General features: G+C 73.7%; 20 protein-coding genes. 13 read left to right on the plus strand and 7 right to left on the minus strand.

Going from position 1 to position 26176, the window contains the following annotated elements:
- The first annotated feature begins 39 nt into the window (after nucleotides 1–39).
- The 3 genes from GA0070606_RS07375 (at nucleotide 40) to GA0070606_RS07385 (ending at nucleotide 4924) form a co-directional block, all read left to right on the plus strand.
- Entirely contained in the window at nucleotides 40–462 is a 423-nt protein-coding gene (locus GA0070606_RS07375; protein ID WP_091096220.1) for a DUF6220 domain-containing protein, read from the plus strand.
- On the plus strand, nucleotides 459–2540 hold the full coding sequence (locus GA0070606_RS07380; RefSeq protein WP_091096222.1) for a multicopper oxidase family protein: 2082 nt from the start codon (nucleotides 459–461) through the stop codon (nucleotides 2538–2540). Before GA0070606_RS07375 ends, GA0070606_RS07380 begins: the two co-directional genes overlap by 4 nt.
- Nucleotides 2541–2761: 221 nt before the next feature.
- The gene (locus GA0070606_RS07385) at nucleotides 2762–4924 is read left to right on the plus strand and encodes an MMPL family transporter (RefSeq protein ID WP_091096224.1); all 2163 of its coding nucleotides are present in this window, start codon (nucleotides 2762–2764) and stop codon (nucleotides 4922–4924) included.
- 90 nt (nucleotides 4925–5014) lie between these two features.
- On the opposite strand, the gene GA0070606_RS07390 is transcribed toward GA0070606_RS07385, so the two are convergent.
- Nucleotides 5015–6370 carry an ATP-binding protein gene (locus GA0070606_RS07390; RefSeq protein WP_091107419.1) on the minus strand — a complete coding sequence of 452 codons (1356 nt, stop codon included), beginning with the start codon at nucleotides 6368–6370 and terminating at the stop codon, nucleotides 5015–5017.
- An 86-nt stretch (nucleotides 6371–6456) separates the two neighbouring features.
- The gene (locus tag GA0070606_RS07395) at nucleotides 6457–7113 is read right to left on the minus strand and encodes a response regulator transcription factor (protein WP_091096226.1); all 657 of its coding nucleotides are present in this window, start codon (nucleotides 7111–7113) and stop codon (nucleotides 6457–6459) included.
- Nucleotides 7114–7208: 95 nt separating this feature from the next.
- Between GA0070606_RS07395 and GA0070606_RS07400 the strand changes: the two genes are divergently transcribed.
- A complete protein-coding gene (locus GA0070606_RS07400; RefSeq protein WP_091096228.1) occupies nucleotides 7209–8321 on the plus strand; it encodes a LolA family protein in 1113 nt (370 codons plus the stop codon).
- Nucleotides 8322–8694: 373 nt separating this feature from the next.
- Nucleotides 8695–10914, plus strand: coding sequence for a HelD family protein (locus tag GA0070606_RS07405; protein WP_176737522.1), 2220 nt, complete (start codon nucleotides 8695–8697; stop codon nucleotides 10912–10914).
- A gap of 32 nt (nucleotides 10915–10946) precedes the next feature.
- Here GA0070606_RS07405 and GA0070606_RS07410 read toward each other — a convergent pair whose 3' ends face one another.
- The gene (locus GA0070606_RS07410) at nucleotides 10947–11354 is read right to left on the minus strand and encodes a hypothetical protein (protein WP_091107421.1); all 408 of its coding nucleotides are present in this window, start codon (nucleotides 11352–11354) and stop codon (nucleotides 10947–10949) included.
- A 416-nt stretch (nucleotides 11355–11770) separates the two neighbouring features.
- Here GA0070606_RS07410 and GA0070606_RS07420 point away from each other — a divergent pair, with 416 nt between their 5' ends.
- Nucleotides 11771–12160, plus strand: a complete 390-nt coding sequence (locus tag GA0070606_RS07420) for a hypothetical protein (protein WP_091096232.1) — start codon at nucleotides 11771–11773, stop codon at nucleotides 12158–12160.
- A gap of 76 nt (nucleotides 12161–12236) precedes the next feature.
- On the opposite strand, the gene GA0070606_RS07425 is transcribed toward GA0070606_RS07420, so the two are convergent.
- The 3 genes from GA0070606_RS07425 to GA0070606_RS07435 form a co-directional block, all read right to left on the minus strand.
- Entirely contained in the window at nucleotides 12237–13187 is a 951-nt protein-coding gene (locus GA0070606_RS07425) for a sporulation protein (RefSeq protein WP_091096235.1), read from the minus strand.
- A 112-nt stretch (nucleotides 13188–13299) separates the two neighbouring features.
- Entirely contained in the window at nucleotides 13300–14076 is a 777-nt protein-coding gene (locus tag GA0070606_RS07430; protein WP_091096237.1) for a DeoR/GlpR family DNA-binding transcription regulator, read from the minus strand.
- A gap of 22 nt (nucleotides 14077–14098) precedes the next feature.
- Nucleotides 14099–16117 carry a beta-galactosidase gene (locus GA0070606_RS07435; RefSeq protein ID WP_091096239.1) on the minus strand — a complete coding sequence of 673 codons (2019 nt, stop codon included), beginning with the start codon at nucleotides 16115–16117 and terminating at the stop codon, nucleotides 14099–14101.
- Between the two features lie 273 nt (nucleotides 16118–16390).
- Between GA0070606_RS07435 and GA0070606_RS07440 the strand changes: the two genes are divergently transcribed.
- The 5 genes from GA0070606_RS07440 (at nucleotide 16391) to GA0070606_RS07460 (ending at nucleotide 22563) form a co-directional block, all read left to right on the plus strand.
- Nucleotides 16391–17719, plus strand: a complete 1329-nt coding sequence (locus GA0070606_RS07440; protein WP_091096240.1) for an ABC transporter substrate-binding protein — start codon at nucleotides 16391–16393, stop codon at nucleotides 17717–17719.
- Nucleotides 17720–17740: 21 nt separating this feature from the next.
- A complete protein-coding gene (locus tag GA0070606_RS07445; protein WP_091096242.1) occupies nucleotides 17741–18700 on the plus strand; it encodes a carbohydrate ABC transporter permease in 960 nt (319 codons plus the stop codon).
- Complete coding sequence (locus tag GA0070606_RS07450; protein WP_176737264.1) at nucleotides 18697–19608, plus strand: carbohydrate ABC transporter permease; 912 nt, start codon at nucleotides 18697–18699, stop codon at nucleotides 19606–19608. Before GA0070606_RS07445 ends, GA0070606_RS07450 begins: the two co-directional genes overlap by 4 nt.
- Nucleotides 19605–21749: an alpha-galactosidase gene (locus GA0070606_RS07455; RefSeq protein WP_091096246.1), complete on the plus strand. Its 2145-nt coding sequence runs from the start codon at nucleotides 19605–19607 to the stop codon at nucleotides 21747–21749. Before GA0070606_RS07450 ends, GA0070606_RS07455 begins: the two co-directional genes overlap by 4 nt.
- Nucleotides 21750–21822: 73 nt before the next feature.
- On the plus strand, nucleotides 21823–22563 hold the full coding sequence (locus GA0070606_RS07460) for an RNA polymerase sigma factor (RefSeq protein ID WP_091096248.1): 741 nt from the start codon (nucleotides 21823–21825) through the stop codon (nucleotides 22561–22563).
- 71 nt (nucleotides 22564–22634) lie between these two features.
- Here GA0070606_RS07460 and GA0070606_RS07465 read toward each other — a convergent pair whose 3' ends face one another.
- Complete coding sequence (locus tag GA0070606_RS07465; protein ID WP_091096250.1) at nucleotides 22635–23990, minus strand: cellulase family glycosylhydrolase; 1356 nt, start codon at nucleotides 23988–23990, stop codon at nucleotides 22635–22637.
- 238 nt (nucleotides 23991–24228) lie between these two features.
- Between GA0070606_RS07465 and GA0070606_RS07470 the strand changes: the two genes are divergently transcribed.
- Together GA0070606_RS07470 and GA0070606_RS07475 are read left to right on the plus strand one after the other, a co-directional pair.
- Nucleotides 24229–25191 carry a TIGR03557 family F420-dependent LLM class oxidoreductase gene (locus tag GA0070606_RS07470; protein ID WP_091096253.1) on the plus strand — a complete coding sequence of 321 codons (963 nt, stop codon included), beginning with the start codon at nucleotides 24229–24231 and terminating at the stop codon, nucleotides 25189–25191.
- Entirely contained in the window at nucleotides 25188–26045 is an 858-nt protein-coding gene (locus tag GA0070606_RS07475) for an alpha/beta fold hydrolase (protein ID WP_091096254.1), read from the plus strand. Before GA0070606_RS07470 ends, GA0070606_RS07475 begins: the two co-directional genes overlap by 4 nt.
- The last annotated feature ends 131 nt before the right edge of the window (nucleotides 26046–26176 follow it).

Consider the following 26176-nt stretch of genomic DNA (forward strand, 5'->3'; position numbering starts at 1 on the left):
TGAGCGATCATCCTCACCCACGTCGCCGGGGAGCGCGCCATGCGTAGATTCTTCCTCGGCCTGGCGGCCCTGCAGATGCTGGCCGTCGTAGCACAGTTCTTCCTGGCCGCCAGCGGCGCGTTCGACACGGCGCCCAGGGACGAGGCGTTCCGGGCGCACCGCGTGCTGGGCCCGGCGGTCGTCCTGATCGCGGTGCTGGCCGTCGTCGTCGCCGCGACGGCCCGGATGCCCGGGCGGCTCATCGGGATGAGCGGCCTGGTCGCCGGGCTCGCGGTCGTCCAGTTCGTGATCAAGGCGATCGCCACCGCGCTCGACGGCGCCGGCGGCGGCACGACCGCCGGCGACCTCGTCTTCGGCCTGCACGCCGTCAACGGTCTCGCCATCGTGGCGGTGACCGGCAGGATCCTCCGTCAGGCCCGGCAACTGTCCCGGCCGGCCGCGCCCACGGAACAGGCGCCGTGAGCACGAGCCTGTTGATCGTCCTGGACCACGTCGTGGCGCTGCTGGGCGTCGCGGCGTGGCTCGCGGCCGGCGTCACGCTGACGCTCCGGCGCACCCGGCTGGCGCTCGCCGTCGTCGTCGCGGCGGTGCTCGTGACGCTGGCCCGGGTGGTCAGCGTGGCGGTCCTGGCGGGCCGGGGCTGGTGGTTCGTACAGGAGAAGGTGCTCCTGGGGTTGCCGATGCTGCTGGTCGTCGCGACCTGCGCCGTGCTGTTCGTCGGCCCGCGGCTGCTCGCGGCGAGGCCGGGGCGGGGCGACGGCGCGTCGGCGGGCGGCGTGGTCTCGGTGTTCACCGCGGCCTACGCGGCGCTGGCCGGTCTCGTGGTGACCCTGGTGGCCGGATACCCGCTCACCCCGGGCGCGGCACTGATCGCGGTCTCGCTCGTGGGTGCCGGCGCGTTGCTGACCGCGCGGGCGGTCGCACCCGCCGAGACGGCCGCCACCGAGACGCCTACCACCGAGACGGCCGCCGAGGAGACGCCTACCACCGAGACGACTGCCACCGAGACGCCCGCCGACGAGACGGCCGCCGACGCCGGCGTCGCGCACGCGCCGCGACGCTCGGTCTCGCGCCGACGGTTCATCGGCTGGACCGGCGGCGCGGCCGTGGTGACGGCGGCCGGCGCCGGCACCGGGCTGTCGTTCCTCCCCGCCGGGTCGGTGGCCCTGGGGGGCGGTCCCGGACGCGCGTCGGGGGTGCCGGTTTCGGTGGCCGACCTGCGTGGCTCCGGCCCACCGGCGCCGGGCGGCACCGTTCGGCGGCAGGTGCTCACCGCCAGGAAGGCGACCGTACGGCTGGCGTCCGGGCGGGTGATCGAGGCGTGGACCTTCGACGGGGAGGTCCCGGGGCCGGCGATCACCGCGACCGCAGGTGACCTGGTCGAGGTGCGGCTGCGCAACGCCGACGTCGACGACGGCGTGACCCTGCACTGGCACGGCTACGACGTGCCGTGCGGCGAGGACGGGGTGCCGGGGGTGACCCAGCCGGCCGTACGGCCCGGCGAGGAGTTCGTCTACCGCTTCCGCGCCGGCCAGGTCGGCACCTACTGGTACCACACCCACCACGCGTCGCACGTCGGCGTACGCAAGGGCCTGTACGGCACCCTCGTCGTGAGACCGCGCGACGGGCGGCGGGCCGACGGGAGCGTCGCGGCGGAGCAGGTGGACCTGACCCTGCCCGTGCACACCTTCGACGGCGCCGTCGTGATCGCGGGCAGGGACGGCCGGACCGCACACCCCGCCCCGCCCGGCGTACCCGTACGGCTGCGACTGGTCAACACCGACTCGGATCCGCACCGGATAGTCCTCGCCGGCACCCCCTTCCGGGTGGCGGCGGTCGACGGCCGCGACCTCAACCAGCCTGGCGAGGTCAGCGGCGTCGCCCTGCACCTGCCCGCGGGCGGGCGCCACGACCTGGTGTTCCCCATGCCGGACACGCCCGTGACGCTCGTCGTCGACGACGATCGCGACGGCGGACTGCGCCTGCACCCGCCCGGGGACGCCCGCGCCGGGGCGCGCGTCGGGGACACGTCCGGTCTGCCCGAGCTCGACCTGCTGGGCTACGGCACCCCGGCCGCCGTGCCCTTCGGGCTCCGCAGCGCCGTCGACCGGCACTTCACCATGGTCCTCGACCGCGCGGTGGCCATGGTCGACGGTCGCCCGGCGTACGCGCAGACCGTCAACGGCCGGGGCCACCCCGCCATCCCCGACCAGCTCGTCGCCCGGGGTGACGTCGTGCGGTTCACCGTCGTCAACCGGAGCCTGGAAACCCACCCCTGGCACCTGCACGGGCATCCCGTGCTGATCCTGTCCCGGGACGGGACGCCGTCGACGGGCAGCCCGTTGTGGATGGACACGTTCGACGTCCGGCCGGGCGAGACGTGGGAGGTCGCGTTCCGCGCCACCAATCCCGGGATCTGGATGAACCACTGCCACAACCTGCCCCACGCCCACCAGGGCATGATGCTGCGGCTTCGCTACGACGGCGTCACGACGCCGTTCGGCGACGCGCACGGCGCAAGCCCCGGCCATGGCCACTGATCCCGGCCGCGCCACCCGCCGGCTGGCGGAGCGCGCCGGACCGGCGACCTCCGCCCCGCCGCGAGTCGCACCGCCGCGGACAGCCCCGTCGCGAGCCAGATCACGGCGGACAGTCCCGCGCGCCAGCCACCTGCGGCGGGCAGCGCCCCTGCCGACACGCGTCTCCGGCGCCGGTGCGCACGCCGGTCGAGTCCCACGCCCACCACTTCAGGAAGAGACCGATGAGAACTGACACTGCCCCCACGGACGGGATCCTGGCGAGACTGGCCCGGTTCTGCTACCGGCGTCGTCGCCTGGTCCTCCTGACCTGGATCGCCGGCGTCGTCGCCGTGGCGTTCGTCGGCTTCGGCTACGGCGCCGCCGCCGACAACGACTACTCTGGTGGAGACTCCGACTCCGCCAGGGCGCAGGTGCTGATCGAGAAGCACTTCCCCGAGCAGCGGGGGGACACGCTGACGCTCGCCGTGAAGGCGGAGAAGGGGATCGACGATCCCGCCGCCCGGCGGAAGATCGAGAAGGTCATCGCCGACCTGGACGCCTCACCCGTCACCGGCCCGGTCACCTCGCCGTACCAGGACGCGAGCCTGGTGACGGCGGACCGTCGCATCGCCCGCACGACCATCCCGCTGACCGACGTGGACGTGGCGAAGACCGACGTCAAGCCGCTGGTGGACGCGGTCAGGGACGCCTCCGGCGACGGCGTGACGCTGGGGCTGGGCGGCGACAAGGCGGAGAAGGCCGAGACGCCCCCGCAGGGCTCGGCCGAGGGCGTGGGCCTCCTGGCGGCCGCGATCATCCTGTTCATCGCCTTCGGGTCGCTGGTGGCGATGGGCCTGCCGATCGTGACCGCGCTGCTGGGGATCCTCGGCGGCATCGCCCTGATGAAGCTGGTGGGGTACCTGGTCCCCGCGCCGGACTTCACCGTGATCCTCGCCGCGATGGTCGGGCTCGGTGTCGGCATCGACTACGCGCTGTTCATCGTCACCCGCTACAAGGACGTCCTGCGGGACGGCGGCGATCCCGAGAGCGCCACCGTCAAGGCGATCACCACCGCGGGCCACGCGGTGCTGTTCGCCGGCACGACGGTCGTGATCGCGCTGTTGGGCCTGATCACCATGGGACAGCGGCTGATGACCGGCGTGGCGGTCGCCACGTCGGTGATCGTGCTGGTGACGATGTTCGCCGCGGTGACCCTGCTGCCGGCGTTCCTGGGCTTCACCGGCCACCGGATCAATTCACTGCGCCTGCCCCGCCGCACGTCCCGCCGGGCGGACGGCGTCCCGTCCCGGCCGCGCCGCACCCCGGCCGAGCGCTGGGCCCGAATGGTGCAACGCAAGCCGCTGGTCGCCGCGGTCCTGGCCACCGCGGTGCTGCTGGTGCTGGCCGCCCCCGCGCTGTCGATGCGACTGAGCCTGCCCGACGCCAGTGTCCAGCCCCGCGACAGGAGCAGCTACACCTCGCACGAGATCATTTCCGAGGGCTTCGGTCCCGGCTACGGCGCACCCATGATCTTCGCCACCCAGGTCGACTCCACCGACGCCGACCTGCGGCCCGTCGTCGAGGCGGTCAGGAGGACCGAGGGCGTCGCCTATGCCACGGAACCCCGGGTCAGCAAGGACGGGCGGGCCGCCGTCTTCATGGCCTTCCCCGAGACCGGGTACCAGGACGAGGCGACCGCCGACCTGGTGCACCGGCTCCGCGACGACGTGCTGCCCGGGGCCGGCGACGAAGAGGTCCATCTCGGCGGCCCGAACGCCGCCGCGATCGACCTCGCCGAGGACACCAGCTCGCGCCTGCCCCTGATGATCACGGTCGTCGTCGTGCTGTCCCTGCTGCTGCTGGTCGCGCTGGTCCGGTCGGTCACGATCGCGCTGCAGGCCGCCGTGATGAACCTGCTGTCGATCGGCGCCGCCTACGGCGTCCTGGTCGCGATCGTCCAGTGGGGATGGTTCGGCACTGCTCTCGGCTTCCCCACCGAGATGCCGATCACGACCTGGGTACCGATGATGATCTTCCCGGTCCTGTTCGGGCTGTCGATGGACTACGAGGTCTTCCTGATCTCGCGGGTCCGCGAGGAGTACGAGCGCACCGGCGACACCCGCGCCGCCGTCACCGCCGGCCTGGCGGGGACCGCCAAGGTCATCACGGCCGCCGCCGCCATCATGATCGCCGTCTTCACGACCTCCCTGCTCGGCCCCGACGTCGCGGTCAAGCAGGGCGGGCTGGGGATGGCCGTCGCCGTGCTCATCGACGCCACCATCATCCGGATGGTCCTCGTTCCCGCCGTGATGGAGCTGTGCGGCAAGGCCAACTGGTGGATGCCGGGCCGGCGGAGGTCGCCCTCGGCCGCGCCGGCCCGGGTCGCGGCCGAGGTCGGCGGCTGACCCCGCCGCGAGTGGGAGGTGCGGGGGGACTCTCGGCGGTCTCCCCGCGCTCCCCCGGCCGGTCGCGGGACGCGTCGGCCCGGGCGCCGGTCAGGGCTGTTCCGGCTCCGCCAGGGCCGGCAGCGCGAGGCGCACGCGCAGCCCCGGCCCGCCGTCCCGGCCCGGGTGGGCGTCGGTCAGCTCGACACGCCCGCCGGCCCGCCGGACCAGCTCGCGCACGATGGCCAGGCCCAGGCCCGCGCCGCCGTCGTCGCGCGCCCGCGCGTCGTCCAGCCGGGTGAACCGGCCGAACACCCGCTCCCGGTCCGCGGCCGGGATCCCCGGCCCGTCGTCGGTCACGGTCACCAGGTGGTACGCCGCCGCGCCGTCCTCCCGGCCGGCGGCCAGCACCACCTCGGCGCGGGCGTGCCGGACCGCGTTGTCGACCAGGTTGGCCAGGATCCGGCGCAGCTCGTCGGGGTCGCCCTCGGTCCACAGCGGGCCGGCCGGCGCGTCGAGGCGCACCGGCGGCGACGGGTACCGGGCGGCCACCGACGCCAGCAGCGCGCCCAGCTCGACCGGGCCGGTGGCCCGCGCCGGCGGGCGCTCGTCGAGGCGGGCCAGCAGCAGCAGGTCGTCGACGAGCCGGCTGAGCCGCTCGGTGTCGGCGAGCAGGTTCGCCGTCACCGCCGTCCAGTCGGTGCGGTCGGCCAGCCGCCGGGCCACCTCCAGCTCCGTACGCATGTTGGTCAGCGGGCTGCGCAGCTCGTGGGCGGCGTCGGCGACGAACGCGCGCTGCCGGTCCCGGGCCGACTCCAGCCGGCCCAGCATCCCGTTGAGGGTGACCGCCAGCCGGTGGATCTCGTCCTGCGACGCCGGTACGGGCAACCGGCCGGCGCCGTCGCGCCCGGTGATCTCCTCCGCGCCCCGGCGCAGCGTCTCCACCGGGCGCAGGGTCGCCCCGACCACCCGCCAGGCCACGGCGGCGAGCACGGCCACCAGCGGCGGGAAGCTCACCAGCAGGATGGTCCGGACGACGTGCGTGCTGTGCCGCGCGTCCGCCAGCGAGCGGGCCACCAGGACGGTGAGCGGGTCGGCGGCGGTGCCGGCCGGTACGGCCACCACCCGGACCGGCCCGGCCAGGTCGATCCGCTCGCCGGAGACCGTCAGCCGCTGCCGCGCGCCGACGTCGATCCGGTCGGCCGGGATCATCGGCACGAGCCGGTCGGCGTCGATCGAGGCCGCCCGCACCCGCCCCCGCGCGTCGACCACCTGCACCCGGACCTGTCCTCCGGCCACCGGCAACGGGTCGGGCAGGGCGTCCTCGGCGGCCAGCAGCGCGACCGCGTCGGCCGTCCGGAACGCCTCGGTGTCGACGGCGCGTTGCAGCGCCCAGCCGAGCACCCCGAGCAGGACCAGCCCGCCCACGGCCAGCCCCACCGAGACGCCGAGCACCCCGACCACCATCAGCCGCCCGCGCAGCCCGAGCGCGGCCCGCAGCCGCCGCGCGCGGAGGGACCGGAGGCGATCCGAGGGGGCCCTGCCGCCGGCCGTCATGTGGCGAGCCGGTAGCCGGCGCCCCGGACCGTCTCCAGGCGTTCGCGGCCGATCTTGCGACGCAGGTATCCGACGTAGACCTCGACCGCGTTGGGCGCGGTCTCGTCGCTGGCGTCCCAGACGTGGTCCAGCAGCTCGATCTTGGAGACGACCTCGCCGGGCCGACGCATCAAGTAGTCCAGCAGCGCGAACTCGCGGGCGGTCAGCGCGATCTCGGCGTCGGCCCGGGTCACCCGCCGCCGGGCCGGGTCGAGCCGCAGGTCGCCGACCGCGAGCACCGTCGGCCGCTCGGGCGCGCCGCGACGCAGCAGGGCCCGCAGCCGGGCCAGCAGCACCACGTACGAGAAGGGCTTGGTGAGGTAGTCGTCGGCCCCGCAGTCCAGCCCGTCGGCCTGGTCGTACTCGCCGTCCTTGGCCGAGAGCATCAGCACCGGCAGCCAGTGCTCCTCGGCGCGCAGCAGGCGGACCAGCTCGTAGCCGGAGAGGCCGGGCAGCATCACGTCGAGGATCATCGCGTCGTACCCGCCGTGCCGGGCCGCGTCGAGCCCCGCCGGGCCGGTCTCCGCCACGTCCACCGCGAAGCCCTCGGCCTGCAGCCCGCGTTGCAGGGCGGACGCCAGCCGCGACTCGTCCTCCACCACCAGCAACCGCACGGCTCAAGGGTGCCACCCGCGCGCCGGTGGCCGTACCGTCGTCCTCAGCACCCTCACAGGGTCGACCGGGCAGGATGTCCACCAGGAGGTGCCACATGTCCGTCCTGAAGAGCCGTCCCGTCCTGCGGTGGCTGGTCCCGGTGACCGCCGTCGCGACCGTCATCGGCGGCGGCGCCGCGCTCGGCACGTTCGCCGCCCAGGCCGAGCCGAGCCTGCCGCCGCGTACCGCCGCCCAACTCCTGGTCGACCTGCAGACCTCCCGGCTGGAAGGGCTCTCCGGCACGGTCGTGCAGCGCGCCGACCTGGGCCTGCCGCCGCTGGCCGGGCTGGCCGGGCTGGCCGGCGGCGACAACCTGACCAGCCTGCTGACCGGCACGCACACGCTGCGGGTCTGGCACTCCGGCCCCGACCGGCAGCGGGTCGCCCTGCTGGACACGCTCGGCGAGCGGGACATCATCCGCAACGGCCGGGACGTCTGGACCTGGGACAGCCGGACCAACTCCGCCACGCACCGCACCCTGCCGACGGGCGACGACGAGACCGCGGCCCCCGAGTTGCCGGCCACGCCGCAGGACGCGGCCGACCGGGCCCTCGCCGCGATCGACCCCAGCACCGAGGTGAGCGTCGGCCGGTCCGCCACGGTCGCCGGGCGAGACGCGTACGAACTGGTGCTCGCGCCCCGCGACGCCGCCTCGCTGGTGCACCAGGTGCGCATCGCCATCGACGCGCGCGAGCACGTGCCGCTGCGCTTCGAGGTGCTCGCCGACGGCAGCGACAAGCCGGCCTTCGAGATGGCCTTCACCCAGGTGTCGTACGCCCGGCCGGACGCCGACCGGTTCACCTTCAACCCGCCGCCCGGGGTGAAGGTCACCGAGGAGACCGTCGGGGACCGCCCGGGCGGCGCGCGCAAGGCGGGCGACGGCGAGCGGCCGGACGTGCGTACCGTCGGCGAGAGCTGGGCCACCGTGGTGGTGGCGCGCCTCGACGGGGCGGGGGCGCGCGGCGGCCGGGAGCGGGCGCCGGCGGCGGGGGCCGGGTCGACCGGCGACGCCGCGGCGCTGCTCGGCGCGCTGCCCGCGGTCAGCGGCGACTGGGGCAAGGGGCGGCTGCTCACCGGAAAGCTGTTCAGCGTGCTGCTCACCGACGACGGCCGGGTGATCGCCGGAGCGGTGACGCCGGAGCGGCTCTACGAGGTCGCCAAGGGCTGAACGAGTCGCACCTGTCCGGGGGTCCGCCGCACGGCGGGCCCCCGATAGTTGTGCGGGGAGGCCACGACACGCCGGCACGAGGGCCACGGCGCGCGGGCGGCGGGTGGGCGGTGGGCGGTGGGCGGTGGGCGGTGGGCGGTGGGCGGTGGGTAGCCGGCCGCGCGACCCGGCCGTGACGTGACCCCGACGCGCTTGGTCCGGGCACGCGGCGCGCGGTATCTTTCTCAGTTCAGGCAACAAAAAGGAACGGCTCTCGAATAGCCGTTCCGAGAGCGATGATAACCAATTGGGAGACGGCTTGTCAAGGCATTCCGACGATTCCGGGGAATTGCGGCCCGACGACGAGATCGGCCGCGAACAGGAATACGTCTCGATGCTCTACCGGCGCCTCGACGGGCTGCGTGAGCAGGCGTCCCGTCGGCTGACCGAGGAGCTGCGCGCGACCGGCGGCACCCTTCAGGCCCGTTCCCAGCGCGACAGCGCGGTGCGGATGTACGCCGAACAGGTCGAGCAGTTCGCCGCCGTGGAGAACGGCCTCTGCTTCGGCCGCCTCGACACCGACGAGGGCGGTCCCCACTACATCGGCCGGATCGGCATCTTCGACACCAGCGGCGACTACGACCCGCTGCTGATGGACTGGCGCGCCCCGGCCGCCCGCGCCTTCTACCTCGCCACGGCCGCCAACCCGCAGGGCGTACGGCGGCGGCGGCACCTGCGCACCCGGGAGCGCAAGGTGGTCGCGCTCAACGACGAGGTGCTGGACCTGGCGACCGCCTCCCCCACCGCGCACGAGGAACTCACCGGCGAGGCCTCGCTGCTCGCCGCGCTCAACGCCGGCCGGACGGGCCGGATGCGCGACATCGTCGAGACCATCCAGGCCGAGCAGGACCGCATCATCCGCGCCGACCTGCCGGGCGTGCTCGTGGTGCAGGGCGGCCCGGGCACCGGCAAGACCGCCGTGGCGCTGCACCGCGCGGCGTACCTGCTCTACACCCACCGGCAGCAGCTCTCCACCCGGGGCGTGCTCCTGGTCGGCCCGAACGCCACGTTCCTGCGCTACATCTCCCAGGTGCTCCCGGCGCTGGCCGAGACGGGCGTGCTGCTGCGTACGCAGGGCGACCTGTTCCCCGGGGTCAGCGCCCGGCGCGCCGAGACCGCCGAGACCGCCGCGCTCAAGGGCCGCGCGGTGATGGCCGACATGCTGGCCGCCGCCGTGCGGGACCGGCAGTGGGTGCCCGACGAGCCGCTGGAGATCGAGCTGCCGCAGCAGGAGGTGCTCCGGCTCGACCCGGCGACCGTCCGCGACGTCCGGGACCGGGCCCGCCGGTCGGGCCGCCCGCACAACCTGGCCCGGGCGCTGTTCGACGTCGAGATCGTCCACGCGCTCGCGGCCCAGGTCGCCGAGCGCATCGGCGCGGACCCGCTCGGCGGGGAGAACCTGCTCGACGAGGCCGACGTCGCCGAGATCCGTCGCGAGCTGCGGGAGGAGCCCGAGGTGCGGGCCGCGCTGGACCAGCTCTGGCCCGTGCTCACCCCGCAGCGCCTGCTCGCCGACCTGTACGCCTCGCCCGACCGCATCGCCGCCGCCGCGCCCATGCTCACCGACGCCGAGCGCGCCCTGCTGCGCCGCGAGCCGGGCGGCTGGACGCCGGCCGACGTGCCGCTGCTCGACGAGGCGGCCGAGCTGCTCGGCGAGGACGAGCGGGCCGCCGCCGCCCGTCGGGAGCGCATCCGGGCCATGCAGCGGGAGTACGCCGAGGGCGTGCTGGAGATCGCCCGGGGCTCCCGCTCGATCGACGTGGAGGACGAGGCCGAGGGCGGCGAGATCCTCGGTGTCACCGACCTGATCGACGCCGACCGGCTGCTGGAACGGCAGGAGGAGGTCGACCGGCTGACCACCGCGCAGCGGGCCGCGGCCGACCGGAGCTGGGCGTTCGGGCACGTGATCGTCGACGAGGCGCAGGAGCTGTCGCCGATGGCGTGGCGGCTGCTGATGCGGCGCTGCCCGAGCCGCTCGATGACCATCGTCGGCGACGTGGCGCAGACGGGGGCGCTGGCCGGCACGCCGTCCTGGGCCGACGCGCTGGAGCCGTACGTGGCGCAGCGCTGGCGGCTGGAGGAGCTGACGGTCAGCTACCGCACCCCGGCCGAGGTCATGGCCGTCGCCGCCGAGGTGCTCGCCGAGATCGACCCGGCGCTGCGCCCGCCCCGCTCCGTACGCTCCAGCGGGGTGCCGCCGTGGGACCGCGCGGTGGCGGCGGAGCGGCTGGCGGCCGAGGTGGTCGAGGCGGCGGCCCGGGAGGCGGCGGGCCTCGCCGACGGCCGGCTCGGGGTGATCGTGCCGGCCGGCCGGGTCGACGCGCTCGGCGGCGCGCTCACCGCCGCCCTGCCCGAGGCGGCCGTCGGCGAGCACCCGGAGCTGGAGAGCCGGGTGGTGGTGCTCACCGTCGCCCAGGCCAAGGGGCTCGAGTTCGACTCGGTCCTGCTGGTCGACCCCGACCGCATCGTCGCCGAGTCCCCGCGGGGCCGCAGCGACCTCTACGTCGCCCTCACCCGCGCCACCCAACGCCTCGGCGTCATCCGCCCCGCCTGACCCCCTCGCCCCGGCGGAGGGTGAAGGGGCGGTCACTCGTCGGTGAAGTCGCCGACCTGGCTGGCGGTGCCGGACTGGTCGCTGGTGGAGCCGCCCGCCGGGGTGCTCATCCCGCCGGTGGTGGCGTCGCCCGTGGTGGTCGGGGCCACCTTGCCGGGGTGCCGCTCCGGCTGCCGGGCCACCCGGCGCACGCTGGCCGGGCCGGCGGTCCCGCCGGTCGTGGTGACCGCGCCCTGCCCGCGGGTGGGGCCGCCGTCGCGCAGCACCTCCGGGTCGACCGGGACGTGGGCGGGGTCGTCCGGGTCCTCGTCCTGGATGACCCGCTGCACGTCGTTGGGGGGCACCGTCACCTCGTCCAGGGCGCCCTCGCCGTACACGCCGCCGGCGATCCGGTCCTCGGCACGGCGGGCCGCGTCCTGTGGCTTGTCGTCCTCGCGCACGTCCATCACCTCGCAGAGAGTGTCGGTCTGCACCGCGTGCCCGACGACCGGCCCGGCAAACCACGCCGCCCCGGCCCGGCCGGTGGCCACGGACAGGCCGGTGGCCAGGCCGGTGGCCACCGACAGGCCGGTGGCCACGGACAGGCCGGGCGGCCACGGACAGGCCGGGCGGCCACGGACAGGCCGGGCGGCCACGGACAGGCCGGTGACGTACCCCGGCCGTGGCGCGCGCCGCACGGCCGGCGGGGGCGACGGGCGGGCGCGGATTTTCCCGGCCGCCTGCGGGTGTTACTGCCCCCGACGGGCCGGGTAGACGGCGGGTGCCCCCGCCATGAACGCGAACCGTGCCGTGGCCGAAACGCGGTAGCGGGGCGAGGGAGTGCAGGTACGACTCATCGCATCCTGAGGAGGACAAGATGAGCACGCAGGCTGCATCCACCAGGCCGATGAACCGCCCGGCGCAGGACGCGCCCAACCGCACCATGCAGGACCGGGCCATCCAGGAGACACCCACCCGGCCGATGCCGATGGTGCACGACGGGCGTCGCGAGGCCATGCAGGCGCCCGGCACGGAGACCAAGCCGTCGCTGCGGACCACCGAGTTCTGGGTCTACATCGCGGCCGTGATCGGCGTGCTGGCCGCCTCGCAGCTGGTCGGGCGGAACTCGGCCGGGGTGGACATCTTCCGGGCCGACAACGCCTGGTTCATGATCACGCTGCTGACCATCGGATACCTGGGTAGCCGTGGTCTGGCCAAGGCCGGCAGCAACTGGCGCAGCGGTGAGGAGCGCAAGGCCCGGCACTGACCCGGGCACCGCGCGCCACAGCGGTTCGGTGGCCTCTCGGGACGACAGTCCCGGGAGGCCACCGTCGCGTGTGGTCCTACTCCTCGAAGCCCCAGTCCTCGGCGAAGTCGCCCTCGACCGCATCCTCGATCATCTCGCCGGCGATCATGCCTCCGGCGAGGCCGAGCGCGGCCCCGGCGACCACGCCGCCCATGCCGGGCCCCCGGCCGTGGCCGTGGCCGTGCCCGCCGAAGCCCTGGGCGCGCAGGCTGCCGTAGCGGGAGGTGGTCTCGCGCAGCCAGCCGTCGACGACCTGCGTCCAGTCGCTGCGGTCGGCGTCGGCGTGCGAGACCCGGTAGAGGCCGAAGACGTCGTGCCCGGCGGTGAGGAACCCGCCGCGCTTGTCGCACTCCAGGATGACCTCGACCCCGTGCGGGCTGGTGACGAAGGTCAGCTCGACCTCGTTGATGGTGCCCGCGTACTGCGGCGAGGCGAAGAACTCGATCTCCTGGTAGAACGGCAGCGTCTGCTGGGTGCCCCGGATGTGGCCGCGTTCGAGGTCGGCGTGCTTGAAGCGGAAACCGAGCCGCTGGAACGCCTCCAGGATCCGCTCGTGCACCGGCAGCGGGTGCACGTTGACCTGGTCCAGGTCGCCCTTGTCGACCGCCCGGGCGATCGCCAGCTCGGTGCGCAGCCCCATCGTCATGCCGCGCAGCCGCTGGCCGTACACGTCGGTGATCGGGGTCTCCCACGGCACCGGGAGCTGGAACGGCAGGGAGAGCTGCTGCTTCGGGGCGAGCTGGAAGGCGCCGCTGACCGGCAGCCGGTGGAACTCCATGACGCCCGCGTACTCGGTGTCGCCGCCCTCGATCTCGACCCGGGTGACCAGGCTGACGACGACCTGCTCGACGTTGGCGGGGGCGTCCCCGCCCAGCAGGTTGACCTGGCCCTCCAGGTTCAGGCCGGGCCGGGTGTTCGGGTTGGTCAGGACGGTGTCGACGCTCGGCCCGCCCACGCCGAACGCGCTCAGCATCTTCTTGAAGACCATCGGAACTCCCGCAGCATGACGCCGTGCTCCGCCCTGGAGCCGGCCCTTGAACTCACCGGGAGGCTAACCGGCAGCGCTGTGAAGTGTCTGTGAAGCGCGCCGGCCCGGGTCGTCACCGCACCTCCACCACGACCAGTTCGCCCACCTGGTCGCCCACCTGGTGACGCGCCGCCACGGGCAGCCCCGCGTCGGTGACCAGCACGTCCGCCTCGGCCAGCGGGGCGATGGTGGCGATGCCGATCGTCTCCCACTTGGTGTGGTCGGCCAGCACCACCAGCCGGCGGGACGCGTCGACCAGACACCGGTTGATCCCGGCCTCCAGCAGGTTCGGCGTGGTGAACCCGGTGCGCGGGCTCATCCCGTGCACGCCGAGGAAGAGCACGTCGACGTTGAGGGACCTGACCGCCGCCTCGGCCACCGGCCCGGTCAGCGCGTCCGAGGGGGTACGGATGCCGCCGGTCAGCACGACGGTCTGGTCCGCGCGGGGGTTCTGGTAGAGGGCGTCGGCGACCGGGATCGAGTTGGTGACCACGGTCAGGCCGCGTACGTCGGCCAGCAGGGTGGCGAGCGCGGCGGTGGTGGTGCCGGCGGAGAGCGCGACGGCCATGCCCGGTTCGACCAGGGCGGCGGCCCGCTCCGCGATCGCCCGCTTCTCGGCCTGTTGCCGGACCGACTTGGCCGCGAAGCCGGGCTCCTCGGCGGAGCCCGGACCGGCCAGCGTCGCCCCACCGTGGACCTTGGCGACCAGGCCCCGCTCGGCCAGCGCCTCCAGGTCGCGCCGGATAGTCATGTCGGAGACGCCGAACCGGCTCACCAGGTGGCTGACCCGCACCCCGCCGTGCTGCCGGATCAGTTCGAGGATCGCGGTCTGCCGCTGTTGGGCCAGCATCCGGATGACCTCCTTCGGGCCGTCACGCTACGGACGTGGGAGCCGCGCCGGCGGCGGGGCCCTCGCGGACGACGGCCACCTCCCCGGCCGGCACGACCAGCTCGCCGTCGCAGGGCCGGCCCGTCAGCAGCTCCACGCCGGTGGCGTCGAGCCGGACGTCGACGTCGGTGTGGTTGATCACGAACAGCCAGCTGCGGTCGCCGGCCCGCCGCCGGACCACCTCCACGTCGACGGGCACCCGCGCGGCCGGACGCGCCCCGGACTCGGCCACCAGCCGGGCGACCAGCGCGTCCGTGGCCGCCGCGTCCAGTCGGGTGCCGACGTACCAGGCCGCGCCCGCGCCGACCGCGTGCCGGGTCAGGGCCGGCACGCCCGGCAGCGGCCCGTCGGCGTACGCGGCGAGAACCTGGGCGCCCTCGGCGTGCAGCCACTCCGTCCACACGTCGGCGGTGGAGCCGTCGTCCAGGGTGACCCGCTCCCCCGCCCGCAGCGGGAAGAACTCCTCGACGCGTACGCCCAGCAGCTCCCGGAACGCCCCCGGGTAGCCGCCGAGGCGGATGTGGTCGTGCTCGTCGACGATGCCGCTGAAGTACGTCACCAGGGCGGTGCCGCCGGCCTCGACGAATCCGCGCAGCGCCTCGGCGTGCGCGTCGCGGACCAGGTAGAGGGTGGGCGCCAGCACCAGCCGGTAGCGGGAGAGGTCGGCCGACGGGTGCACCACGTCGGCGGTGATCCCGGCCCGCCACAGCGCCTCGTGCAGCGCGCCGAGCCGGTCGGCGTACGTGACGTCGACGCTGGGGTGCGAGTCGAGCTCGACGCCCCACCACGCCTCGTAGTCGAACAGGATCGCCACCTCGGCGTCGACCCGGCTGCCGCGCACCTCGGCCAGGGCCGCGAGGTCGGCGCCGAGCCGGCATACCTCACGGAACACCTTGGTGTCGGGGCCGGCGTGCGGCACCAGGGCGGAGTGGAACTTCTCGGCGCCCGCGCGGGAGGCCCGCCACTGGAAGAAGAGCACCCCGTCGGCGCCACGCGCCACGTGCGCCAGGCTGTTGCGGCGCAACTGCCCGGGGGTCTTGGCGACGTTGCGCGGCTGCCAGTTGACGGCGCTCGTGGAGTGCTCCATCAGCAGCCACGGCGCGCCGCCGGCGATCCCGCGGGTGTGGTCGGCGGCGAGGGCGAGGCCGACGTGGGCACGCGGGTCGGCGGCGGTCAGGTAGTGGTCGTTGGCGACCACGTCCACGTCGGACGCCCAGGAGTGGTAGTCCAGGTACTTGATTCCGGTGCCGATCATGAAGTTCGTGGTGACCGGCTGGCGGACCAGGCGGTCCAGCGCCTCGCGTTCGGCGCGCAGCTGGGCCCGCTGCTCGTCGGAGGAGAAGCGCAGGAAGTCCAGCTGCTGGGTGGGGTTGGCGAAGGTCGGCGCGGCGCGCGGCGGGTTGATCTCGGCCCAGTCGCCGTAGCGCTGGCTCCAGAACGTGGTGCCCCAGGCGTCGTTGAGCGCGTCCAGGTCGCCGTGGCGCCCGCGCAGCCAGCGGCGGAACGCCGCCGCGCTGACGTCGCAGTAGCAGTGCACGTTGTGGCAGCCCAGCTCGTTGGAGACGTGCCACATCACCACGGCGGGATGCTCGGCGTACCGGGTGGCGACGGCCTCGACCAGGGCCAGCGACCGTTCGCGGAACACCGGCGAGCTGGGGCAGTACGCCTGCCGCCCGCCCGGCCACAGGATCGCGCCGTCGGCGCGCCGGGGCAGCGTCTCCGGGTGCCGGTGCGCCAGCCAGGGCGGCGGGCTGGCGGTGGCGGTGGCCAGGTCGACCGCGATGCCGCCCGCGTGCAGCACGTCGAGCGCCCGGTCGAGCCAGCCGAACTCGTACGCGTCGGGCTCGGGTTCGAGCAGCGCCCAGGAGAAGATGCCGACCGAGACCAGGTTGACCCCGGCCCGGCGCATCAGCTCGACGTCCTCGGCCCAGGTCGACTCGGGCCACTGCTCGGGGTTGTAGTCGGCACCGAACCAGATCCGCTCGCCCTGCCATCGCCGCATGGATGCAGAGCGTGCCCGGCGAGGGCGGCCAAGTCAACACGTTCCAACATCGATCATCTTTACAACGTTTACCGGCCAACTGCCTTGTCGCGGCTGGATTGCCGCGCCGATGCCGCCCCCTTGACAGCGCCCGGAGGACGAGTAGCTTGAGGCGCCACTGGCAATTCGTGTTCGCGAATGTGGGTTCGCGATGGATCCGGATGTGTGATCACGGTTGCTGGGACACCGCCCTCACCGGCCCTCGGGCACACCTCTTCATCCGCAGGAGGCACCATGTCCCGTCCCCGCACCCAGGCCGAATACCTGGCCCGGCTCGTACCCCCCTCCGTCGCCGGCCTCCACCGTCGGTCGCTGCTGGCCGGCGCCGCCGGCACCGGCGCGCTGCTCGGCACGGGCCTGCTCGCCGGCTGCGGCGGCTCCGACTCCGGCGGGTCGGACGCCAAGACGGTGTCGCTGGGCTCGAACCAGTCCGACCCGAAGCCCAAGGAGGTGGTCGCGAAGGTCATGGACGGGTTCCAGACCTCGTCCGGCCTTCGGGTCGCCGTCAACACCGTCGACCACAACACGTTCCAGGAGAACATCAACAACTACCTGCAGGGCAAGCCCGACGACGTGTTCATGTGGTTCGCCGGCTACCGGATGCGGTTCTTCGCCGCCCGCGGCCTCGCCGGCGACCTCAGCGACGTGTGGGGAAAGCTCTCCGGCTTCTCGGACGCCTTCAGGAAGGCCTCCACCGGCGACGACGGCAAGCAGTACTTCGTGCCGTCGTCGTACTACCCGTGGGCCGTCTTCTACCGCAAGTCGGTCTGGCAGCAGAACGGCTACCAGGTGCCGAAGACGCTCGACGAGATGACCGCCCTCGCCGGGGAGATGAAGAAGGACGGTCTCGTCCCCATCGCCTTCGCCGACAAGGACGGCTGGCCGGCGATGGGCACCTTCGACATCCTCAACCTGCGGATCAACGGCTACCAGTTCCACGTCGACCTGATGGCCGGCAAGGAGTCCTGGACCTCCGACCGGGTCAGGAAGGTCTTCGACACCTGGCGCGGGCTGCTGCCGCTGCACCAGCCGGACAGCCTCGGCCGGACCTGGCAGGAGGCCGCCCAGTCGTTGCAGCAGAAGAAGAGCGGCATGTACCTGCTCGGCCTCTTCCTCGGCCAGCAGTTCAACAACGACGAGCTCGACGACCTGGACTTCTTCACCTTCCCCGAGATCGACCCGGCGATCGGGGCGAAGGCCTTGGACGCGCCCATCGACGGCTACATGATGGCCCGCAAGCCGAAGCAGGAGGCCAACGCCAGGAAGCTGCTGGAGTACGTCGGCTCGAAGGCTGCCGCGGACATCACCGTGAAGAACGACCCGAGCACCCTGGTCGCCAACACCCAGGCCGACACCAGCGGCTACAACGCGTTGCAGCGCAAGGCCGCCGAGCTGGTCGGCTCGGCCACCGAGATCGCCCAGTTCCTCGACCGCGACACCCGCCCGGACTTCGCCTCGACGGTGATCATCCCGGCGCTGCAGCAGTTCATCAAGGACCCGAAGGACATCGACGGGTTGACGTCCAGCATCGAGAACCAGAAGAAGTCGATCTTCACCGACTGACGGCGAGAGGGGAAGGACACCGTGTCCGACCTGCCCCTGATCCAGGCGGATCGCGCCGTGCCGTCGCCGGCCGCGACCACCACCGCCACGGGTGGTCGCGGCCGCCGGCTACGGCTGTTGTCCCGCACCGACCGCGTGGTCGTCACGCTCATGGTGCTCGTACCGCTGCTGCTCGTCGTCGGTCTGGTCTGGCTGCCGGCGGTGGCCACGGTGGCGCTCTCCGGCACCGACTGGGACGGCATCGGCCCGCTGGGCGACATCGAGTGGGTCGGCGCACGCAACTACACCGACGTGGTCCAGAACTACCCGCCGTTCATGCCGGCCGTGCGGAACAACATGCTCTGGCTGGCGGCGCTGTTCGTGGTGGCCACCCCGTTCGGCATGTTCCTGGCCGTCCTGCTCGACAAGGAGCTGCGGGCGACCAGGTTCTACCAGACCGCGCTCTACCTGCCGGTGGTGCTCTCCCTGGCACTGATCGGCTTCGTCTGGCAGCTGCTCTACTCCCGCGACCAGGGCCTGGTCAACGCGGTCCTCGGCACCGACGTCGACTGGTACGGCGACCCGGACGTCAACATCTGGGCCGTGCTGCTGGCCGCCGGCTGGCGGCACGTCGGTTACGTCATGCTGCTCTACCTGGCCGGGCTGAAGGGCGTCGACCCGTCGCTGCGGGAGGCGTCCGCCGTGGACGGCGCGTCGGAGAGCCGCACCTTCTTCTCGGTGATCTTTCCGGTCATGCGGCCGATCAACATCATCGTGCTGGTCGTGACGGTGATCGAGTCGCTGCGCGCGTTCGACCTGGTCTGGGTGGTCAACAAGGGCCGCAACGGCCTGGAGCTGCTCTCCGCGCTGGTCACCCAGAACGTGGTGGGCGAGGCGAGCCGGATCGGGTTCGGCTCGGCGTTGGCGACGATCATGCTGGTCGTCTCGCTGGTCTTCATCACCGTCTACCTGGTGACCGTCATGCGGGAGGGACGCCGATGACCGCCATGACCGTGGGCCCGCGGGCCGGGGCGACGCCCGCCACCGCCCGCCGTCGACCGCCGCGCCCGCAGCGGGTCGTGCTGCACGTGTTCCTCGCGGCGGTGGCGGTCGGCTGGCTCTTCCCGATCCTCTGGGCCGTGCTGACCTCCCTGCGCTCCTACGAGTACACCGCGACCCACGGCTACGTCTCGCTCGGCGGGTGGACCCTCGACAACTACGTCACCGCCTGGCGGACGGCGGAGTTCGGCAAGCGCTTCCTCAACTCCGCGTACATCACCGTGCCGGCGGTGCTGCTGACGCTCTTCCTCGCCTCGTGCGTCGCGTTCGTCATCGCGCGGTTCAGCTGGAAGACCAACATCGTCCTGCTCGGCCTGTTCACCGCGGCGAACCTGCTGCCGCAGCAGGCCCTGCTGATCCCGCTGTTCCGGCTGTTCACGCAGGTGCCGCTGCCGGCGTTCATGAGCGACTCCGAAGTGCTCTACGACAGCTACTGGGGCCTGATCCTGGTCAACGTGGCCTTCCAGTGCGGCTTCTGCGTCTTCGTGCTCAGCAACTACATGAAGGCGCTGCCGCGCGACCTCTACGAGGCGGCGATGGTCGACGGGGCGAGCGTGTGGCGGCAGTACTGGCAGGTGACCATGCCGCTGTGCCGGCCGGCCCTGGCGGCGCTGGCCACGCTGGAGGTGACCTGGATCTACAACGAGTTCTTCTGGGCCACCGTGCTGATGCGCACCGGCGACAAGTTCCCCGTGACCAGCTCGCTGAACAACCTGCGCGGCGAGTTCTTCACCGACAACAACCTGGTCTCGGCCGGCTCGGTGCTGGTCGCGATCCCGACCCTGGTGATCTTCTTCCTGTTGCAGAAGCAGTTCGTCCGGGGCCTGACCCTGGGAGCGTCCAAGGGATGAGCGTCGTCCACCTGCGCCGCGCGCGGACCAGCCTGGTGCTCGACGCGCGCGGCCCGGCGCTGCCCCGGGTGACGCACTGGGGCGCCGACCTCGGCCCGGTACCGCCCGGCGACCTGCCCGCACTCGTCGACGCCACCGTCGCGCCGGTCGTGCCGAGCAGCTTCGACGCCCCGACCGTGCTCTCCCTGCTGCCCGAGGCGTCGGCCGGCTGGAGCGGCCGGCCGGCGCTGGCCGGGCACCGCGACCGCGCCGCCTGGTCCACCGCCTTCCGCCTCGACTCCCTCGACGTCGGCGACGACGATCCGGCCGCGCCGGCCCGGGTCACCGTCCGGGCGTCCGACGCCGACGCCGGGCTGTCGCTGACCGTCGAGGTCACCCTCGACCCGACCGGGCTGGTGCTGCTGCGGCACCGGCTGCGCAACGACGGCGCCACCGCGTACGAGCTGCGCGAGCTGACCCCGGTGCTGCCGGTGCCGGCGGTCGCCACCGAGCTGCTCGACCTGACCGGCCGGTGGTGCCGGGAACGGTCGCCGCAGCGGCACCCGTGGCCGATGGGCGCGTGGGTGCGGGAGGGCCGGCACGGCCGCACCGGGCACGACGCGACCCTGCTGCTGGTCGCCGGCACGGCCGGGTTCGGCTTCGGGCACGGCGAGGTGTGGGCGGTGCACACCGCGTGGAGCGGCGACCACGTGACCTTCGCCGAGCGCCGGCCGACGGGCGAGGCCACACTCGGCGGCGGCGAACTGCTCGCCCCCGGCGAGGTGCTGCTCGCCCCCGGCGCGGAGTACGCGACCCCGCTGCTGTACGCGGTCTTCTCCGACGTCGGGCTGGACGGGCTCAGCGACGTACTGCACACCCACCTGCGCGCCCGGCCGCAGCACCCGGCCACCCCGCGCCCCGTCACCCTCAACGTCTGGGAGGCGGTCTACTTCGACCACGACCTGGACCGGCTCCGCGCCCTCGCCGACCACGCGGCGGAGGTCGGCGTGGAACGCTTCGTGCTCGACGACGGGTGGTTCCGGGGCCGCCGCCACGACCTCGCCGGCCTCGGCGACTGGTACGTCGACGACGCGGTCTGGCCGGACGGCCTGCATCCGCTCATCGACCACGTACGCGGGCACGGCATGCAGTTCGGGCTCTGGGTCGAACCGGAGATGGTCAATCCCGACTCGGAGTTGTTCCGTGCCCACCCCGAGTGGGTGCTCGCGGCGCCCGGCCGACTGCCGCCGGAGTGGCGGCACCAGCAGGTGCTCGACGTGGCGCACCCGGCCGCGTACGCCTATCTGCTGGAGCGGCTCGACGACCTGCTCACCACGCATCCCGGCATCGGCTACCTCAAGTGGGACCACAACCGGGACCTCACCGAGGCGGGCCACCACGGCCGGCCCGGCGTGCACGAGCAGACCCTCGCCGTCTACCGGCTCCTCGACGAGTTGCGCCGCCGCCACCCGGGCGTGGAGGTCGAGAGCTGCGCGTCCGGCGGCGCCCGGGTGGACCTGGAGATCCTGCGGCGCACCGACCGGGTCTGGGCCAGCGACTGCAACGACGCCCTGGAGCGGCTGGCGATCCAGCGCTGGACCGGCCTGCTGCTGCCGCCGGAGCTGGTCGGCAGCCACATCGGCCCCGAGCGCTCGCACACCACCCACCGGGTGCACGACCTGGGCTTCCGGGCGACCACCGCGCTCTTCGGCCACCACGGCATCGAGTGGGACATCGGCGCTATCGGCTTCGCGCAGCGCCGCGAACTGGCCGCCTGGGTGGCGCTGCACAAGCGGCTCCGCCCGCTGCTGCACGCCGGCCGGGTGGTCCGGGTCGACCACCCTGACCCGGCCGTCTGGGCGCACGGCGTGGTCGCCCACGACGGTTCCCACGCGGTGTACGCCGTGACCCGGCTGGCCACGTCGGTGGCCCAGGTGCCCGGGCCGGTCCGGCTCCCCGGCCTCGACCCCCGCCGGCGGTACGCGGTGCGCCCCGTCCCGGGCGTGCCGGAGCCCGCGACCCTCCAGCTCACCGAGCCGGGCTGGCTGGCCGACGGCGGGGTGACGCTCGGCGGCGCGGTGCTGGCGACCGTCGGGCTCCAGGTGCCGGCGCTGCACCCCGAGCAGTCCGTGCTGCTCGAACTCACCGCCGCCGACGAGTGACGCGGACGGCGGACGGCGGCGGGAAATTCCTCGCGCCAAGCAGCGCATCCGCGATTCGCGGGTCTCGTTCCGGATGCCCGAGCCGGCCGACCGGGAGGCGCGGTTGGCCGCCGTGCGGCACGTGCTCTACCTGATCTTCACCGAGGGGCACACCGCCAGCCTGGGCGCCGACCTGCGCCGGGTGGACCTGTCGGAGGAGGTGATCCGGCTGACCCGGGCCCTGCGCGCCCGCCTGCCCCATGACGCCGAGGTCGCCGGGCTGCTCGCGCTGATGCTGCTCACCGACGCCCGCGCCGCCGCCCGGACCGGGCCCTCGGGCGAGCTGATCTCCCTGGCCGACCAGGACCGCAGCCGCTGGGACGCGGCGGCGATCGCCGAGGGCGTCGCCCTGGTCACCTGGGCGCTGCCGCGCGGGCCGGTCGGGCCGTACCAGCTCCAGGCGGCCATCGCCGCGCTGCACGACGAGGCGCCCAGCACCGCGCAAACCGACTGGTCGCAGATCCTCGCCCTGTACGAGGTGCTGGAACGATCCTCCGGCAACCCCGTCGTCTCCCTCAACCGGGCGGTGGCGACCGCGATGGTGCACGGCCCGGCCGCCGGCCTGGCGGCGCTCGACGCGCTGGACGCCGATCCCCGGCTCGCGGGGCACCACCGGCTGCCCGCTGCCCGGGCGCACCTGCACGAGATGGCCGGCGACCGGGAACGGGCGGTGGCCGCGTACCGGGCCGCCGCCGCCCTGACCACGAGCCTGCCGGAGCAGCGGTACCTGACGATGCGCGCCGCCCGCCTCGCCGCCGCCCCGACCGCACGCTGACGCGGCACGGCGGCGCGCGCCGCCGGTGGCCGGGCCGGCGCGGGCCCGGCCACCGACGGCGCCCCTCGCCCTCAGCGCGCGGCGCAGGTCACCGCGGGCGTGGCGTTGGTGCCGTTCCAGCTAGCGATGAAGCCGAAGCTGGTGCTGGCCCCGGCGCCCAGCCGACCGTTCCAGTCGACGTTGCGCGCGGTGTACGACGATCCGCTGCCGCTCACCGTGGCGTTCCACGCCTGGCTGACCGACTGGCCGTTCGCGAAGGTCCACGTCGTCGTCCAGCCGGTGATCGCGGCGGAGCCGGCGGTCACCTTCACCTCGCCCTGGAAGCCGCCCTGCCACTGGTTGACCACCGTGTACGTCGCGGTGCACCCGCCCGGCGGCGGCGTGGTCGGTGGCGGCGTGGTGGGCGGCGGCGTGGTGGGCGGCGGAGTCGTCGGCGGGGTGCTGCCGAAGACGGTCGCCTCCCTCGCGGTCGCCCTGATGCCGTTGGCGCCGTTGAAGATCCGCTGACCCCAGGTGGTCAGCCTGGCGGGGTCGAAGTTGGTGACCATGTCGAGGTATTCGACGCCACCGCCGTTGCCGCTCCACGACCAGCCCAGGTAGCCGATCCCGTTGGCCTGCGCGTACGACAGGATGGCGTCCTCGTCGGGGTTGCCGTCGGAGTGGTCGAAGCCGAACTCGCCGACCACGATCGGCAGTCTGGCGGCGCGGAACCGGCCCAGGTAGTCGCTGACCTCGGCGGCGGTGTCGAAGACGCCGTACATGTGGATGGAGAACACGGTGTTGCGGTCGGGGTCGGCGGCGAACACCGAGGCGGCGTTGTCGCGCATGGTGAACGACCAGTCCTGGCCCCAGTTGGGCGCGTCCACCATGATCGTGTGGTCCAGCCCGGCGGCGCGCAGCCGCTTCACGGCGTTCGAGGTGTCGGTGGCCCAGGTGCCGTAGCCCTGGTTGCCGTACGGCTCGTTGCCGATGTTGACGATGACGTACTTCTCCTGGCCGGCGAGGGCGGCGGAGACGCTCAGCCAGTAGTCGACGGCCTGGTCCAGGGTGGCCGCCCCGCTCTGCTCGCCGTAGCCGGTGGTGTCGTGCACCTCCAGCACGCAGATCAGCCGGTTGGCCTTGCACAGGGAGACGACGTTGGCGACGTCGGCGGTGTCGTTCTTCGCCCATCGCTGGCCGCTGGCCAGCACCACCCGCACGGCGTTCGCGCCGAGCGCCTTGATGTCGGCGAAGGAACCGGTCTGCTGCTGGTACCAGGTGTGCGCGTGGTTGACGCCGCGCATGACGAACTCGTTGCCGTTGGCGTCGTAGAGCCTGCCGTCGGCGACGGAGAAGCCGGTCGCGGCCCGCGCGGGCTGCCCGAACGCCAGCACGGCGACCAGCAGCGCGAGCAGGGCCGCACCGGCGGCGGAGAGTCGTTTCTTCATGGCCTTCCTCAAGGGAGGACCCCCGCTGCCCAGGAGGGGGTGGGACGTCACAGGGGGATGGCGGCTGCAGCCCGACAGCCGCCGCCCGGCTCTCGGCCGCGCACGGATCAGCGTAGGCCGATCCTTCCGGCCACGCAATGAACCGGTTAAGGAGCGTGGGCGGGGACCCCGGACGGGATGGTTGACCCGCCCCGGTCGGGGTATCCGGGGATGATCCGCCCAGGTCGGAAGGAGCGCCATGGTCAAGGTCGGTTACACCCTGATGTGTGAGCAGGCCGGCCCCAAGCAGCTGGTCGACTACGCGGTGCGGGCGGAGGCGGCCGGCTTCGACCAGCTCGTCGTCTCCGACCACTACTACCCCTGGCTCGACTCGCAGGGCCACTCCCCGTACGCCTGGTCGGTGCTCGGCGCCGTCGCGCACGCCACCGGCCGGGCGGAGCTGATGTCCTTCGTGACGTGCCCGATCCGCCGCTACCACCCGGCGGTGGTGGCGCAGAAGGCCAGCACCGTCGGGGTCCTCTCCGACGGCCGGTTCACCCTCGGCCTGGGCGCGGGCGAGAACCTCAACGAGCACGTGGTGGGCGGCTGGCCGCACGTGCAGCAGCGGCACGAGATGTTCGAGGAGGCGCTCCAGATCATCCGGCCCCTGCTCAACGGGGAGACCTTGACCTTCTCCGGCAACCACTACGACGTGCCCGACGCGTACGTCTGGGACCGCCCGGAACGCCCGGTGCCGGTGGCCGTGGCCGCCTCCGGCCGGCAGTCGGCCACCCTCGCGGCCGAGTACGGCGACGGCATCGTCGCCACCGAACCGGACCCGCACATCATCGAGATGTACGACGACGCGGGCGGCGCCGGAAAGCCCCGCTACGGGCAGGTGGCCATCTGCTACGGCCGGGACGAGGCGGAGTGCCGCAAGATCGTGCACGACCAGTTCCGCTGGTTCGGGATGGGCTGGAAGGTCAACGCGGACCTGCCCGGGCCGGAGTCGTTCGCCGCCGCCACCCAGTTCGTCCGCGAGGAGGACGTGGCCGAGGGGATCTCCTGCGGGCCCGACGTGGACCGCCACGTCGAGGCGTTCAAGAAGTTCGTCGACGCGGGCTTCACCCACGTGGCGATCGTGCAGGTCGGCGGCGAGACGCAGCCGATGTTCCTGGAGTGGGCGCAGGAGCAGCTGCTGCCACGGCTGCGCGAGCTGTGAGGACCTCGCCGACCCGGCGGCCCCGGCCGACCCCGCCCGGCAGGTTCGGCCCGGCCGAGCTGCGCCTCGCGCTGGCCGCGCCCCGCCCGGCCGCCGGCCTGACCAGCGAGTGGCGGCTCGTCGACGGGCTCCGTACGCACACCCGCCGCACGGCCGACCCGGGCACCGGCGGCACGCCGGTCGTCCTGGTGCACGGGCTGGCGGTGTCGCACCGCTACCTGACCCCGCTCGCCCTGGCGCTGGCCGACACCCACCCCGTGTACGCGCCGGACCTGCCCGGCTTCGGGCTCACCGAGCGCCCCGGCACGGCGTACGACGTGCTCCGGCACGCCGACCACCTGGCCGCCTGGCTCGCCGCGTACCGGATGCCGCCGGCCTGCCTGGTCGGGCACTCGTTCGGCGCGGAGGTCGTGGCGGCGCTGGCCGCGCGGCACCCCGACGCGGTCCGGGCCGTGGTGCTCGCGGGGCCGACCAGCGACCCGGCCGCCCGCTCCCGGCGCGGGCAGTTCGGGCGCTGGCTGGTGGACACGCTGCGCGAGGCGCCGTTGCAGGCGCCGATCCTGCTCCGCGACGTCGTCGACGCCCGCCCCTGGCGGGTGCATGCCACGCTGTCGCACTCGGTACGCAACGGCGTCGAGGCGGACCTGGTCCGGATCGCCGCGCCCACGCTCGTGGTCACCGGCTCCCGCGACCCGGTAGTACCGGCGTCCTGGCGCTCGCAGGTGACCCGACTGGTGCCGCGGGCCCGCGCGGTGACCGTGCCGGGCGCCGCGCACAACGTCGCCACCACCGCACCGGCGCAGGTCGCCGACGCGATCCGTGCCCTTCTCGCCCCGTCGCTGACGAACAGGTGATCACATGCGCATCGGCAACACGGAGATCCGACCCGCCGGCGGCGGCCTCGGCTGCCTCCTGATGATCCTCTTCTCGATCGTCGCCTCGGTCGTCCTGACCGTCCTGCTCAACCTGCTCCTGTAACCACCGC

This window comes from Micromonospora citrea (genome assembly GCF_900090315.1).
GTDB classification, from domain to species: Bacteria; Actinomycetota; Actinomycetes; order Mycobacteriales; family Micromonosporaceae; genus Micromonospora; species Micromonospora citrea.

What these genes read in the sequence shown, in the direction of transcription:
- GA0070606_RS07450 (WP_176737264.1), top strand. Translation starts at nt 18,697, where the DNA reads ATGACCGCCATGACCGTGGGCCCGCGGGCCGGGGCGACGCCCGCCACC.
- GA0070606_RS07425 (WP_091096235.1), bottom strand. Translation starts at nt 13,187, where the DNA reads ATGGTCTTCAAGAAGATGCTGAGCGCGTTCGGCGTGGGCGGGCCGAGC.
- GA0070606_RS07465 (WP_091096250.1), bottom strand. Translation starts at nt 23,990, where the DNA reads ATGAAGAAACGACTCTCCGCCGCCGGTGCGGCCCTGCTCGCGCTGCTG.
- GA0070606_RS07455 (WP_091096246.1), top strand. Translation starts at nt 19,605, where the DNA reads ATGAGCGTCGTCCACCTGCGCCGCGCGCGGACCAGCCTGGTGCTCGAC.
- GA0070606_RS07375 (WP_091096220.1), top strand. Translation starts at nt 40, where the DNA reads ATGCGTAGATTCTTCCTCGGCCTGGCGGCCCTGCAGATGCTGGCCGTC.
- GA0070606_RS07470 (WP_091096253.1), top strand. Translation starts at nt 24,229, where the DNA reads ATGGTCAAGGTCGGTTACACCCTGATGTGTGAGCAGGCCGGCCCCAAG.
- GA0070606_RS07405 (WP_176737522.1), top strand. Translation starts at nt 8,695, where the DNA reads ATGCTCTACCGGCGCCTCGACGGGCTGCGTGAGCAGGCGTCCCGTCGG.
- GA0070606_RS07430 (WP_091096237.1), bottom strand. Translation starts at nt 14,076, where the DNA reads ATGCTGGCCCAACAGCGGCAGACCGCGATCCTCGAACTGATCCGGCAG.
- GA0070606_RS07460 (WP_091096248.1), top strand. Translation starts at nt 21,823, where the DNA reads ATGCCCGAGCCGGCCGACCGGGAGGCGCGGTTGGCCGCCGTGCGGCAC.
- GA0070606_RS07420 (WP_091096232.1), top strand. Translation starts at nt 11,771, where the DNA reads ATGAGCACGCAGGCTGCATCCACCAGGCCGATGAACCGCCCGGCGCAG.
- GA0070606_RS07440 (WP_091096240.1), top strand. Translation starts at nt 16,391, where the DNA reads ATGTCCCGTCCCCGCACCCAGGCCGAATACCTGGCCCGGCTCGTACCC.
- GA0070606_RS07400 (WP_091096228.1), top strand. Translation starts at nt 7,209, where the DNA reads ATGTCCGTCCTGAAGAGCCGTCCCGTCCTGCGGTGGCTGGTCCCGGTG.
- GA0070606_RS07435 (WP_091096239.1), bottom strand. Translation starts at nt 16,117, where the DNA reads ATGCGGCGATGGCAGGGCGAGCGGATCTGGTTCGGTGCCGACTACAAC.
- GA0070606_RS07390 (WP_091107419.1), bottom strand. Translation starts at nt 6,370, where the DNA reads ATGGTGGTCGGGGTGCTCGGCGTCTCGGTGGGGCTGGCCGTGGGCGGG.
- GA0070606_RS07385 (WP_091096224.1), top strand. Translation starts at nt 2,762, where the DNA reads ATGAGAACTGACACTGCCCCCACGGACGGGATCCTGGCGAGACTGGCC.